This window comes from Ochrovirga pacifica (assembly GCF_000220525.1).
GTDB classification, from domain to species: domain Bacteria; phylum Bacteroidota; class Bacteroidia; order Flavobacteriales; family Flavobacteriaceae; genus Ochrovirga; species Ochrovirga pacifica.
The window spans coordinates 89,668-104,763 of record NZ_AFPK01000014.1; the positions used below are offsets into that span (position 1 = coordinate 89,668).

Sequence of the window (15,096 nt, forward strand, 5' to 3'; positions counted from 1 at the left end):
AAAAAAAATGGCACTTTTTGTTATGCTCCTCTTTTTAGGGCTAACGAGTGTGAATGCACAAACTAATTATCAAAAAACAGGATACTTTACACGTTTGTATGCAAGAGAGCATGTATCAGATATGCCTCGTGAATATTTTATTTTATACGAAGCGGATGGTACCACCACCACTTTGTCTTTTTTCTCTCATAGAAGTTCGGGACAATACAGTATATGGCAATTCGACCCTAAGGACTTTTTAGGAAAAACAGTTACCATAGATGTAGAAGCAACGTTAGATAATCAAAATAATGAGTATCACTATTTTGAATCGGGTTCATTAGTTATAGTTCCAAAACTGTGGGTAAGAACTATCAATAGTTTTGTGGAAGCATCATCTAATGTATCACCACCATCTCAGTATCAACACCCAATTACAGATACGATTCAGATGCCTCATGATATTTTATTAGCAAAAGATACCTATGCTAACAAAAATCCAACACAGGTAGTTCAGTTAAGTAGTTATGTAACTGGAAATGGTACTGCTGCTTCCCCTTACGTATCTACAGATGGAACAGCTGGTTTAAGTGCAGCTATTGCAGCTTTACCAAATGGAGGTACTATTGAGGTGCCATCTGGACAGTACATGGTTACCGCTAGGAATTTAGCAATTCCTCGTTTTGTATCTATTAAAGGTACAGGAACTACACAACCTAACTTTATTCTTACACAAGATAGAATGTGGTTTTTAAAAGGAAGCAACACCATAGACAATATTAGTGTAGACTTTACTCAAAATACTAGACGTTACACACACGAAGTAATTATTGTGGATAATAGCGCAAGAGATGTAACTTTTAAAAACAACACCTTTGTTGGTAACTACACTGTAGCTCAAGGAACCTATGAAGAATCAGGAAATGTGGTAATGATTAGAATGTATAGTCATTTAGAGAATATTGTTTTTGAAAAGAATACTTTTTTATATCCTTTAAGAGCGATTGCAACTAAGGGGACAAAAAAATCAAGATGGACTAATTTTCAGAGAAAATAAATTCGAAGGACAATGTAACATGTGTATTACCTTAGATCAAGTATCAGATACGCATAACATTGTGATTGAAGACAATGAGTTTACCGAATTCAGCCATTTTGGAGTAGCAATTGCCAGAATTAATGATGTTAAAATTCGTAATAACACGTTCTACAGTAGAAACTTACAATCATACAACACCTACAATCAAGCAATCCACCTTGAAGAACATACTCAAAATGTATTGATAGAAAACAATGATATTGATGTGATACTACGTAACTCAGGTACTGGTGATCCTACGAGTACAGTGAGAAGTTATGGTATGATTATTTCTGATAGTCGTTACATCGACATAAGAAATAACAAGATAAAGCACAATCATATTTACTTTCATTCCATTGGAACCCCAGACACAGCTGGATACTCAAGTTTCACTAATAATATCTTAGAAGATGGTGAAATTTGGATTAAGGATAGTAATGAAGATATTATCATCCAAAATAACTCCATCACGAACCCATCTGAGTATGCCATTGTTTTAGAAAGTGTAAAGCCTATGTTGTATCCTTTTGGAGGACATCAAATCATCAATAATAACTTTGCGGATATGGATGGAAAACATCCTTTTAAAGTGAGAGGAGAGGTAAAGAATGTAACGATTAAAGACAATACTTTTGCAGGATGTAATCAGTTAGCTAATGATTTACAATTATATACAGGATCTCAAAATTTAACTATTCAAGATAATGACTTTTTAGGGCTGACTTCTGCAAATGCTTATAGTGTGACAGGAAGCTTACCATCAGGTATTTCTTTAACTCCGTTTACCAATAACAACACCTATAATTCTGATTGTTCTATTGATAATTTATTCGAAATTAACTTTGTGAACGTACCTACTGAGGTAGGTACTGGTAATGATGTTGTTTTTGAGGTAAACTATACTGCATTTAAAAGAAGTGATATCGTAGGATTGGTAAATTCCCCTAGCGGAACTTGGTTGAATAATGATACTAAAACAGTCGATCCTGGAACAGGTACCATCACCTTAAGAATTACTCAACCTACAAATTGGCCTCTTGCTAACAATTACAAACTGGGATTGGCAATTAGAGAAGTAGGAGGTGGTTACAGTACAAACTACAAAGATATATCTACATTTTTTAACATCACAAATGCCAATCCAATTGTCTCTATACAAAACCAAGGAGGTTTTAGGTATATCAATAGTTCTAATTCAGAAAAATTAGTAAGTAGTGCATTGAATGTTGGAAACGATGAAAAATTTGAAATGGTAGATAACAACGATGGAACATATTCATTTAAATGTAGTAATGGACTTTACATGAGCTCTGAAAATGGAAATAAAGAAGCTACTTGTAACCGAACTTCCATTGGAGCTTGGGAAAAATTCATGCTAACCGATTATGGTAATGATATTTATACTATAAAAGGAAATGCTCCAAATGATTTGTTTCTTAAAAATGACATGACCTTTACAGGTAATGGTTCAGGAGATTGGCAACGATTTAAAATTACATCTGAAAGTGCAAGAACTTCTAAGGCGTTAACAACAGATATTCAGATTGAAGAATTCATCAAAAACGAGGAAACAGGGTTTAATGTGTATCCTAATCCATATACAGTAGGTGACCTAAAGATTACTCTAGACAATTCAGTTCATGTTGGAACGATTCAGATTGTGGATACTGCAGGTAGAATTGTTTATCAATCACAACTAAACACCCCTACTTTGGTTTTAAACCTAAACAGTTTAGCAATTGGCAAAGGTTTATACATTGTAAGGTTGGTAAACCCTAAAAAAACATTTTCAAAAAAATTACTGTATCTATAATACAAAAAAGAAAATCCTATCTAATACTAGTAATAGATAGGATTTTTAACTTTATTTTTTAGTAACGTTAGAGTCGTTTTTTTATCAGCTTTATTAGTTAATCACTTCCAACGCTACCAACTCACAACTTACATCTAACCTATTGAGCCCTTCTACTTTAAACAACGCATTAAAATAAACTTTGTTAGAAGGTAGTTGTTGGTAAAACTCTTCCAACCAAGTTATATGGGTAAACCTGTCTACAGTGGCCATTACACCAATATCATGATCAGAAACAAAAAATAAAGCCTTGTGTCCATCACTGATAGGAACGTAAGAAACCATGGCATATTCAACTAATTTATTTTCTCCATGTTGAGATCGATATACCGTTTTCTTACCCTCTACTACTGAGATAAAAGCATTGGTTTTCGCTGTAAACTGTTGACTATTTTTTAAAAACAACTCTTTAGACAGACTCATGGTTTTTTGCTGCCCAACATACAACATATTCCCTCTCTTAATCACATCATAAGTAAATTCACTTTCCATTTTGGGAATCATATTTGCGTTGTGCTCTGTCAAGAAGGTTGCCAATTTTAGTAAAGAAAACGGCACAGACTTGGTGAAAAAAGTATAATCAGAAAGCTGTAAAGTATCTTTAGGATGTTTTTGTTGATAAGCAATAAACTCATTAACACTGTTTACACCATCTCTCATATAAAGCGTTCCTACAGGTTTGTTAGATTTGTGCATAACCACATGATCCGCCAATACAACGGTATTGATTGCTTTAGAATTCATAAAAGCATTCCAACAATACAATTCTTTTTTTACAAAGTACGACCAGTTATAGTATACCAATACTAACAATAGAGTAAGACTAAGCCCCCAAACCCAAATTGTATTTTTCTGGGGAGGATAAATCGACGATACAGGCAATGCATCATCTGAATGAGTTCCTTTGTTTTGCTGTTCATTGGCAGGTACAAATTGCATATCATAACTTCCCTTTTCCAGCACAAATAACAAAAGGTCATCACTTCCCTCTTCTTCATAATAAGTCGATAATTTTTTGCGAAGGTTGTACATATATACACGTACTTTTCCATCATCTTTTACCGGATTATAACCTTCGTTAAAAAGAGCCATCCCAATGGTTTGCTCTTTTAAAGGTTGCTGAAGTAATGATTGTTCTGTTAAAAATTGAAGCAATTGGGTATAACGTTTCGACTTAGAAAAATGACGAGAGGTTGCTATTTTTTCTAAGTAATGATGAACTTGTTCTTTGGAAATACTGTTTTTCATCGACAGGTAAAGATAAGGTTTATTAACCATTTGATTTGCTAAAATCACCAATTGTAAATTTTGTAAACGCAACTTAACTTCAACTGTACAAAGCCCTGAAATAAAAAAGCACAAACCATTGAAAAACAATATATTAAAACAAATATTAACCGTTACTAGTTTCGGTTAATTTTATATTTGCCTATTATTTACCAAGAATTCCCTATAACTTTCCTATTTGAAGTAATCACACTACATTCTAACAAAAAGTACTTTTCACAAGCAAAAAACCGATCAAACTGATGATTTTTTTTAAAAAAAACTGTTTTTTATTATTGTTTTTAACATGCCATCTACTTAATGCACAACTACAAGAGTACACAAACGCTCCACGATCCAAAGAAAACATCAACCTAAACTGGCAATGGAAAAAAGCCAATAAAGAAACCCCAAAAGATTTAAACCTCAGTGCTTCTGATTGGAAAAAAGTAGCTATTCCACATAATCCAGACCCTGTATCGGCTACCATGAAAGAAATTGTAGACACATGGCCTCAATCGAATGTAATGAGAGACATTAGTTGGTATCAAAAAGAAATACATATTTCTCACCTAAAAGACGAATTGGTATTTATTGAGTTTGAAGGCGTTCATTCTGTGACTCAAGTTTGGGTCAACGGAAAGTTCGTAGGAGAAAATAATTTAGGCGGATATACTCCCTTCCATTTCAACATCACTCCTTATATCAAATCAGGAGAAAACAATCAAATTCTCGTAAAAGCAGACAACCGTTTTAACAAACTTGTTGCTCCAGACCCTCATCGAACAGATTATATCAAATGGGGAGGAATTTATCGTGATGTATATATTGTAAAAACAAACAAGCTTCATGTAAACTTCAACTGGGAAGACAAAGAAACTGGGGTTCGAATCACAACCCCAACAGTAAAAAGACGTTATGGAATTACAGCCATCAACACTACAGTCGCTAATGATTATGATACTACTAAACACACAAAAGTCATCACTAAAATTGTAAACGCAGACGGATTGGTACTAAAAACCTTAACAGATGAACATACAATAATACCTAAAAACTCTTATACTTTTAAACAATCTGCTGTTTTAGAAGACAATGACTACTTTACTTGGTCTCCAGATCAACCTTATTTATATAGAGCTGTTTCTTATATCTATTCTGACAATCAATTGTTAGACCGCGTAGAAAACAACTTTGGTTTTAAAAAATTAGAACTGGTAGATGGTCAGGGGCTTTTACTAAATGGCAAACCGTTCTTTATGATTGGAGCCAACCGACACCAAAGCTTTACACATATTGGAGATGCCGTTCCTAACTCTTTGCATTATGAAGAAGCATTACGATTAAAAGAAGCAGGATTTAATACCATTAGACTTTCTCATTATCCACAAGACAATGCTTTTATTGATGCTTGTGATGAATTAGGAATCTTGATTTACGAAGAACCAGCCACTTGGATAAAATGGGAACAAGGAGAATGGATGAATCGTTTGGATGTATCAGCTCGTGTGATGATTCGTAACCATAGAAACCACCCTTCTATAGCCATTTGGGGAGCGGGAATTAACCACAGAGGAAGTGTACCTAGATTAGCTAAAACCTGTAAGGAAGAGGATCCTACCCGCTTGACCGCAAGTGCATCGAGTCCGTGGAATGGAATGCGACATGCAGGACCTACAGATATTTATGCTACTATGGATTATAGAAGATCGCACTGGGCAGAAGAAGGATTTACCTTATTGATGGAACATGGTTGTAATGAGAGTGGATCTGCCAATCAATTTCATATCTCTAGATATAAAAAGCATAAAAACAACATCGGAACTCTAGCTTGGGTAGCAGCAGATTATTATCAATTAAAGAAAAAATCAGATGACCCAATCAAACACTCTACTTACGCTATTTTGGATATGTACCGAAACAAACGTCCTGTTTACCATTGGTATAAATCAGAATTAGGACACAAAGACATGGTTCATATTGGGGACGAACGTGTTTCTAAAGATGGAATTGTTCATGTGTATAGCAATGCTGATAGGGTGGATTTATATGCTAACGAGAAATTGATTAGCTCCCAAAGACCTGACAATGTTCATGAAAAATCAAACAACGAGCACCCTTCTTTTACTTTCTATTACAACTGGAAAGACGAAAATTTAAAAGCAATGGCTTATAGAAACGGAAAATTAATCGCTACTCACGAACGCAAATCTCCCGGAAAACCGTACGCTCTAAAACTTTTGCTAGATTACCCAACACAAAAGTTACAAGCTGGAGGATCGGACATCAAAACGATTAGAGCTTACATTGTTGATAAGAACGGAACCACAATAAGAGCAGCAAAAAACAAAGTTCATTTTGAAGTTTCTGGACAAGGTGAATTGGTCGATGCTGAGCAGGATTATATCGACCAAATGCAAGCTGAAAACGGAATTGCCTCTGTATATGTTAGAGGTACTGACATCGCTGGGAAAATCAAAATCAAAGCAACAGCTAAAAAGTTAAAAACATCAACATTAACTCTGGAAACGGAAAACTTCAATAGTGATGAAATTCAAGTAGCTGCAAAACCTATTTATGATTTTCCTATCTATCGTGTAGACATTGGCCACCAAAAACAATTGCCTCAATTCGACTGGACAGCATGGAATATCGGAGACCAGAAAGACCTAAGCTTCAAAAACAAATCTGGAATAGAATTCTCTATTTCATCTGAAGCAACCATTGAATGGTCTAAGGGAGAGCCTTCTATATTGGGAGATTTAGCCTTTATGGGAGCCGATGGGGCTTTTGTAAAAGACAAAGCTATTACATTAGGGATCAAAGGACTCAAAAAAGGAACCTATAAAATTATCACGTATCATAATGCTACTGCTCACAAAAAGCAATATCCATACAACATTAACAATACACCTAATGAAAGTAGACCTTGGCAAACACCTGCACGTCATATGGTAGGCTATAACAAACACAATGATATGGGGGAACGAGAACCTATTCATTACATCCAATTTTTTGAAGTAACAGACGAAAAAGAAATCAAATTAGATTTTATTGTAGATAAACCCAATAGTTTTACATGGTTAAATGGTTTTGAATTAAGAAGAGTTAAATAAAAACAGCAAACATGAAAAAAACATTCCTCCTTTGCCTATTCATAATTAGTCAATTGAACCTCTTAAAAGCCCAAGTAAAAAACGCTTCTAAAAGATACTCAATACTTACCAACATGGTACACCACAACCCTGGCAAACCTAGATTCAATACCAAATATACCGAACCTACTTACATAAAATCTTTGGGCTATAATGGACAAGCTCCTAAGTATGAAATTCAGTGCGCTGTTACTTATGATGATTATGAACTGAATTTGGTTCCTCTACGCAGTAACGAAAGAATGTGGATTGGTCGCAAAGCAGCAGATATCAGAATTCAACTTAACAATGCCCTTGCAGCAGGCATGCCAACCTATCCTTTTATGGATGTGTTTGTGGTTCCTAAATCGGTTATGGAAAAATACGGTGATGAAATGAAAATTGATGGCAAACTATCTATTCAAAAAAAGAGAACACAAGAAATTATAATCGCTCAAATTGATGAGATTTTTAAGAAGTTTCCTGAATTAGGAGGTTTAACTATACGCTTTGGAGAGACCTATTTGCACGACACTCCTTTTCACGTAGGAAATAGACCTGTATATTCTCCTGAAGATCATGCAAAAATCATCAATATATTAAGAGAAGAGGTTTGTGTTAAAAGGAACAAAAAAATCTTTTACCGAACTTGGGATTGGGGAAAAATCAAAAGAAAATTCCATTTAATCCCCGAAGTTTATTTAAAAATCACCAATGCGGTAGCACCTCATCCAAACTTGTATTTTTCAACCAAGCATGTAAATGGAGATTTCTTACGAGGATTGCCTTTTAATAAAACGCTAGGAATTGGGAAACATCAACAAATTGTAGAAGTTTCCATCAATCAAGCGGGAATGTACGGTAGAAATGCACACCCATACTACATAGGAAAAGGAGTGATTGAAGGTTGGCCAGAAATGGAACAAAAAAAAGGAATTCGTGATTTGTACAACAGTAAACAGGTTAAAGGTTTTTACACCTGGACTTGGGGAGACGGTTGGTTTGGCCCTTATTTTGGAAATGAATTTTGGATGGATTTGAACGCCCATGTCATCCAACAATTTGCGCAACACCCTTTAAAACCAGAAGAAGACATCTTTAATGAATACGCTAAAAATATCTTACAAATGTCCCCAAAAAACATTCGTAAATTAAGAGAACTGTGTATGTTATCTGTAGATGCTGTTTTTAAAGGACAAGCTACTAGTTTGCAACACACTTCTCCTTGGTGGATTCGAGATCATTTCTTTACTGCATTAGACATGTCTATTTTTGTAAAAAAAGGAATTGATAAAGAAGTATTAGCAGAGAAAAAAGAAAACTTAAAACGTTGGTACCAAATGGAAAAATTGGCCAACAGCATTCAACTTCCCAACAAAAAAGACGAAGATTTCATCAGAGTGTCTACTACTTACGGACGAATTAAATACGAACTCATCGAATTGATTTATCGTACTCAAATTATGTTCGCAAGAATAGAGTTAAAAGAGCAAGCTTTGGACACCAAAGAAGCACAACATATCGTGACTCGCTACCATCAAAAATGGGAAGAGTGGTTTCAGTTAAAAAGAGAAAATGCCAACTGTCCAACCTTATATGTGGACTACGAATCAATTCACTGTCAAGGGAACGATCCGTTTATCAAATCTATTGAAAAACTAGAAAATTTATTAACCACAAAATAAGTATCTAAAACTTCCTATCAGCTACATTTGCTTAAAACAACTTCCTTTTTATGAAACATTTTAACTTTATAACCCACTTTTTTTTAATACTCCTTGTTTTTTCTCTTCAAAGAACAAATGCACAAAATCTAAGTACAGACAAGCAAGTTTATACCTTAGGTACCGAACCCCATGCTGCTACGCATTATGTTTTTGCCAATAAAGATGCTGCTCTAAAGGGTGATTACAAAACCTCTCCTTACTACCAAAGTCTAGAAGGAAATTGGAAATTTAACTGGGTAAAAAATGAGAACGAAAAACCCAAAGATTTTTACAAGCCCTCGTTTGATGTGAGTTCTTGGAACACCATACCCGTGCCCTCTTCTTGGGAAAGACAAGGCTACGGAAAACCATCGCATCGAGGTTTGGGAACTTTAGTAAGAGAAGGAAAAATAAAAATCCCTAGACTGCCAGAAGACAATCCTGTAGGAAGCTACAGAACCACTTTTAAAATTCCTAAAAACTGGAAAGACAGACAAACCCTTTTACATTTTAACGGTGTAGGAAGTGCCTTTTACGTATGGGTAAATGGCCATAAAGTAGGTTATGATGAAGATTCTTTTACAAGCGCTGTCTTTGACATCAGCCCGTATTTAACCGAAGGCACCAACACCTTAGCTGTTCAGGTGCAACGTTGGTCTACCGGAAGCTATTTAGAATCTGGTGATACTTGGACCTTTAGCGGAATTTTTAGAACCGTGTATTTACAAAGTAAACCACAGGTACAAATTAGAGACTTTTTTTTAAGTTCCGATTTGGACAGCACTTATCAGAACGCCACTTTTAAAGCCAAAATAAAAATATACAACAATACCGAAAAGGTTGTTCAGAAATACAAAGTCAACATCGCCATTTATGATGATGAAAACCAGCTGATTTCCGATTCTAAATTTGCTACCAAAGGAATTGGATGGAAACAAGGAAATCCGGGTACAGAAACTGTGTTCGATTGTGAAACCTTTATTAAAAACCCCAAATTATGGTCGGCAGAAAAACCCAATTTACACACCGTTATAATGACCTTGATAGATGAAAAAGAACAAGTGGTTGAAATAACACGTTCACGATTTGGATTTAGGGAAGTAGAAATTAAAAATTTACAATTACTTGTTAACGGGCAACCTATTCTGATAAAAGGTGTAAACCGAGGAGAAACCGATCCACAAGCAGGAAAAACGCTTACTACCGAATCTATGATTCAAGATATTTTGTTGATGAAACAACACAACATCAATGCAGTACGTTCTAGCCATCACCCCAACGACCCACGCTGGTACGCTTTGTGTGACGAGTACGGTTTGTACGTAATGGATGAAGCCTTGGAATCTAGCGATCAATCTGTACGTACCAACGTATTGCCTGGTAGCGATATTTCATGGATGGCAAGTGCACTAGATCGAGTAGTGGCTATGGTAGAACGTGCAAAAAATCATCCTTCCATCATTATTTGGTCTTTGGGAAATGAGTCTGGATTTGGACAAAATTTCGCTTTGATGAGTGATTATATCAAACGATTTGACCCCACTAGATTGGTTTCCTATGACGGAAGAGAAACCGACCGTTGGGACGTAAAAGATTATTTTGACATGAACAGTTCTATGTATCCTTTTATTGAGGATGATGGTAAACAAAAGCATTGGAAATTGCTCGATTTTTGGGCTACACCTCGTTACAACAAACCTTATATTATGATAGAATATGCACACGCTCAGGGGAATTCCTTAGGGAATTTTGCAGATTATTGGCGTGTAATTGAAAAAAATCCTTCGTTTTTGGGAGGGTATATCTGGGATTGGGTAAATCAAACTTATGATGAAAAAATGTCAAATGGCAAAATTCGCCAAAGCCACCGTTTGGATTATCATCCGTTAGACAGTTTGCCTGTAAACGGCGATTTTTCTGAAACGTGGAAATTAACCAACGAATGTGCCAAAGGATTGGTATTTGCCGATAGAACACCCAAACCCACTTTGTTAGAAGTAAAAAAAGCACAACAGTTTATTACAACAACCCAGGTTAAAGGAAAAAACCATGTGTTTGCTGTAAGAAACAAATACAACTTTACCAATCTAAAGGAGTTTACTGCAAGCTGGGTACTCTTAAAAGAGGGGCTAGTCATAAAACAAGGAAACATTGCATCTTTAGATCTTAAACCTGGAGCATCCAAAGAAATCTCAGTGTCTTTACCAAAGTTCAAAAACGGATCCGAATATGTGTTGCAATTCAGCTATTGTCTAAAAAACAATACTTTGTGGGCCAAAGCAGGATTTGAAGTAGCCAAAGACGAAATCATTCTTCAGAAAAGATGTTCATCCACCCAAAAAACAAGGGGTACTGTTACAATTACAGAAACCCCAACAGAAATTACTACCCAAACAAAAAACAGTAAAATTCGCTTTAACAAAGACCATGGAACTATTACCTCTATTCTTGTTAAAAACAAAGAATTGATTGCACAGTCTGGCAAAGTAACAGGGCCTAAATTAAATGTATTCCGTGCTCCTATTGAAAATGACAATCATTACAAAGAAGGATGGAAAGCGGCTGAACTGAACAAGTTAACAGAGAAGGTAATTTCTATTGAATCTAAGCAAATAAACCAATCTTTGGTGTCTGTAAATATTGTTAAAGAATACAAATCAGATTCTATTACTTTTGTTCATGAATGTATTTATAACATTACAGGAAAAGGTCAAATCACTCTAAAAAACAAAGTAATTCCGAAAGGAGGAAAAAGCTTAGAAGTGCTACCAAGAATAGGTATAAAACTTGGATTGGCTCAAGGTTTAGAACAGGTGAATTGGTATGGACGTGGACCTCAAGAAAATTATCCTGATAGAAAAGAATCCGCATTTTTAGGACAATACCAAAGTACCGTAACCCAATTGTACACTCCTTATGTAGTGCCACAAGAAAACGGAGCTAGATCGGATATACGTTGGCTTACTATGGGGTTTAAAAATCAAAAGAAACCAGCCATTAAAATAAGTTCAAACCAACCTTTTGTTTTTTCGGCTTTACACTACGATGCCTCAGATTTGATAAAAGCAAGCAGACCTGCATTTTTAAAAGAACGAAAAGAAACCATTTTATGTTTGGATGCTGCAATGCTTGGATTGGGGAATGCTAGTTGTGGGCCTAAGCCTTTACAACAATATTTAGTACCTGTAAAAACTTATGAGTTTGAATTTACTTTAAGTTTTAATTAATATAGAAGAAGCAAAACATGAAATTTTGTTTTAAAAACCTGTTACTGCAAGGTAATGTAGTTAAAGCTTTACATGATTAGGTCCTCGATTATGTTTGAGGACCTTTCCTTTTTTTATATGCAGAAAGCGGGTTTTTAATATTTAGTGGATAATGTTTCAACAATCATTCCAAATTAACCACTAACTTTTTCTTCAAATTCAGGACAATCTAATCTTATTTCAGTTCTCTTTAATTCTTTTTGAAGAAGATTGCAGTAGTCTGTTCCATTATTATTTTGATAAAATACACACCCAAAACAAGTTCGTTGTACAGTCAAAATTCCATTTCGGTTTAATTTGTAAATCAGTTCACTAATAGAACCAAGCAGACTTTCTAAATCATTTTCATTAAACTTGTCTATCTGTTTTTTTAATGGTTGTGAAAAATCATTTGTGTCTGATACTAATTTTTTTCCCAATTCCGTTAACCGTAATGAGTAGCTACGACTATCCGAAGATGAAAAATCTTTTGAAACCATTTCTTTTTTATTCAACACTCTAACCGCATCGCTAACCGTTGGTTTGGTTACATTAAACTCTTTGGCCAAATGGCTTACATTACATAATTCTTGCTTATGAAAAGCAATAAAAATTAATATTTGAATTTGGATAGGACTTAAACCAACTAATTTTGCTTTTTCCCATAACAATACCTTGAACACTTCTGATATTCGTTCTAATCCTGCCACAATTTTACTAGAAATATCTTTTTCTTGATGTACTGGGTTAAATGTACTTTTCTCCATAATAAAAGCCTATCAAATATATTTGATAGGCAAAGTTAGCAATCCTAATTAAATTAATTACAGTTTTCCATTTCTAGTATAAAATATCCTTTTTCCTTAATCGATAAAGCTATATCATCCGTTACTTTTTCAATATGACAAAGACGGCATTCATTTGATGATAATTGAAATGTCTTAAAATTTTTAGTCTTTAGATAATCTTTACCAAAATTGAAAATGGTTTGTTCATTAGTTAGATTATCAGGAACAAGAATATCAAAATGCATCGTATTGCCATCTTCTCTTTTTACATAGGTGTCCCAAACTGCTACTTTCATACAAACAATTAATTTTTTACTTTATATGGCATAGACAAATCATCACTTGCTACACTAAAAACTTCATATACTCCTAACATAGGTAAATTCTTATTCTTTGTATTTACTTTCATAAATGCTGTAACACCATCATAAGTAAAATCTGTTTGGTTGTTTATGCGATAATCTGGAACAATTATTTTAATTGTATTATTTTTAGTTATTACAGAAAAACCTGGTGAATCCATATACATAGGCATTCCTGGGTTTGTTGGTGGTAATTTAACCGAATTATCTTCTTTATCAAACTGCTTTACAGCCAAGCCACCAGCCACACGTTTATCTTTACAGAGTACTACCCAATGTGGATGCCATACATATCCATCATTATCAAAAATAGAGTCGCTATTCTCATCCCATAATGGTGTATCATCAAAATCTGGATGCGATGTAATAGCTAGTGCTACAATTCCTTCTGTATAACTAAAACCTACATCGTTGGGTTTTAAACTTGTAGGAAAAACATAGCCAAGAACAGGGGCACCATCTAATTGACCAACTTTAGTAGGTATGGTTTTGCCTGCTACTCCATCTACATTTATTTCCCAAATAGTGATTTCTAAATCGGATTGATGTTGAACGCTTACGTTGTTAATTTTAAAACTGTCATTTTTATATTCACCTTCCTGAGTACTAGAACTTGTAGTACAAAAAAGCATGGTTATTGATAGAAATAATAATATTGATTTCATTGTAATTGATTTAAAAGTTAGGATTCACAAAGTAAGGAATCCTAACTATTTGATATAAAATTTAACCCTTTACATCTGCCATTGATGCTCCAAAGTTGATGTGCAATGTATTTCCGTTTGGTGTTACCAATGCAGGTACAGAATTAACACCTGCATTTTCTGCTTCTGAAATTCTGCTTCGGTCTTCACCTATGTTTACGACTTCAACATTTTCAGTTCCAATTAAATTAATGATGTCTTGCTCTGCACTTACACAAACTGGACAACCTGCGTGATAAAAAATTGATTTACTCATTCTTATAAAATTTTAAGTTATTGCAATACAAATATAGTAAGGATTACTAACTAAAAAAATAATTTACATTCATTTTTTTCTTTAGATAAAAAAATTTGTAATCCTTTTTAAAAAACTTTGTTTGTATTTGTTTACTCTGTAGAGTGCTAATTTTATTTCATAATGAACTTTTTACAGTACCAGATATAAAATTTTTTTTAAAGGTTTAGCTATAATATTGGTATATAACAAAAAAATCCCAATTCTATACTTCGAAGAATTGGGATTTGTATTGTATTTGTGGAGGTGCCGGGAATCGAACCCGGGTCCAAACAAGCAACCTCGTAGCTTTCTACATGCTTAGTTTTTAAAATATTGTCGGCTATAGGCTAACTAAAAACGATCTACCTACAACGTATCTTCTTAAACTTCGGAAAAGCACCAAAGCTTTACTTTTCCTATCTAGACTTTTACGACACCTCTAGATTGTTCGCGGTCTATCAGCGCTAACATGAGATGCATAGCTTGCTCACCTTGTGAGCCTAGGCCTTATCGTACTGTTAATTCGGATAATTAGGCAGCCATGGCGAAAGATTCTTCACCGTTTATTGTGTTGGAACCTCGATTAACGAGAATGAGTTCCATCTCTCGGCATGCTTACTAGTCAATTGATCTCGCTGTCAAAACCAGTCACCCCCAAAAATTTCAAAGAAGTTTGCAAATGTATATATTTATCCTCACAAA

General features: G+C 34.6%; 10 protein-coding genes and 1 other RNA gene. 5 read left to right on the forward strand and 6 right to left on the reverse strand.

The window, feature by feature from the left end; all coding sequences use genetic code 11:
• Positions 1-7 precede the first annotated feature (7 nt).
• A complete protein-coding gene (locus FS85_RS0101795) occupies positions 8-1,036 on the forward strand; it encodes a pectate lyase family protein (RefSeq protein WP_139062120.1) in 1,029 nt (342 codons plus the stop codon).
• Positions 1,037-1,055: 19 nt separating this feature from the next.
• Positions 1,056-2,873 carry a T9SS type A sorting domain-containing protein gene (locus FS85_RS0101800; protein WP_237706931.1) on the forward strand — a complete coding sequence of 606 codons (1,818 nt, stop codon included), beginning with the start codon at positions 1,056-1,058 and terminating at the stop codon, positions 2,871-2,873.
• A 93-nt stretch (positions 2,874-2,966) separates the two neighbouring features.
• Here the strand turns inward: FS85_RS0101800 and FS85_RS0101805 are convergent, their stop codons facing one another.
• Positions 2,967-4,160, reverse strand: a complete 1,194-nt coding sequence (locus FS85_RS0101805; RefSeq protein WP_010134266.1) for a hypothetical protein — start codon at positions 4,158-4,160, stop codon at positions 2,967-2,969.
• Positions 4,161-4,441: 281 nt separating this feature from the next.
• Here FS85_RS0101805 and FS85_RS0101810 point away from each other — a divergent pair, with 281 nt between their 5' ends.
• Genes FS85_RS0101810 through FS85_RS14930 form a run of 3 tightly spaced genes read left to right on the forward strand, consistent with a single transcriptional unit; the run spans position 4,442 to position 12,245 of the window.
• Positions 4,442-7,294: a glycoside hydrolase family 2 protein gene (locus tag FS85_RS0101810; protein ID WP_010134267.1), complete on the forward strand. Its 2,853-nt coding sequence runs from the start codon at positions 4,442-4,444 to the stop codon at positions 7,292-7,294.
• Positions 7,295-7,305: 11 nt separating this feature from the next.
• Positions 7,306-8,997, forward strand: coding sequence for a hypothetical protein (locus tag FS85_RS0101815; RefSeq protein ID WP_033194505.1), 1,692 nt, complete (start codon positions 7,306-7,308; stop codon positions 8,995-8,997).
• A gap of 50 nt (positions 8,998-9,047) precedes the next feature.
• Positions 9,048-12,245 carry a glycoside hydrolase family 2 TIM barrel-domain containing protein gene (locus FS85_RS14930; protein ID WP_010134271.1) on the forward strand — a complete coding sequence of 1,066 codons (3,198 nt, stop codon included), beginning with the start codon at positions 9,048-9,050 and terminating at the stop codon, positions 12,243-12,245.
• Between the two features lie 173 nt (positions 12,246-12,418).
• Here the strand turns inward: FS85_RS14930 and FS85_RS0101825 are convergent, their stop codons facing one another.
• From FS85_RS0101825 to ssrA, 5 genes are all read right to left on the reverse strand, one after another.
• Positions 12,419-13,030, reverse strand: coding sequence for a MarR family winged helix-turn-helix transcriptional regulator (locus tag FS85_RS0101825; protein ID WP_010134272.1), 612 nt, complete (start codon positions 13,028-13,030; stop codon positions 12,419-12,421).
• Positions 13,031-13,083: 53 nt separating this feature from the next.
• Positions 13,084-13,347 (reverse strand): DUF2024 family protein, encoded by a 264-nt coding sequence (locus FS85_RS0101830; protein ID WP_010134273.1) that lies wholly within the window; start codon positions 13,345-13,347, stop codon positions 13,084-13,086.
• 8 nt (positions 13,348-13,355) lie between these two features.
• Positions 13,356-14,078, reverse strand: a complete 723-nt coding sequence (locus FS85_RS0101835; RefSeq protein ID WP_029489194.1) for a hypothetical protein — start codon at positions 14,076-14,078, stop codon at positions 13,356-13,358.
• A gap of 61 nt (positions 14,079-14,139) precedes the next feature.
• A complete protein-coding gene (locus tag FS85_RS0101840) occupies positions 14,140-14,373 on the reverse strand; it encodes a hypothetical protein (protein ID WP_010134276.1) in 234 nt (77 codons plus the stop codon).
• Positions 14,374-14,650: 277 nt separating this feature from the next.
• Positions 14,651-15,050, reverse strand: a transfer-messenger RNA (tmRNA) gene (ssrA, locus tag FS85_RS16315).
• Positions 15,051-15,096: the final 46 nt, after the last annotated feature.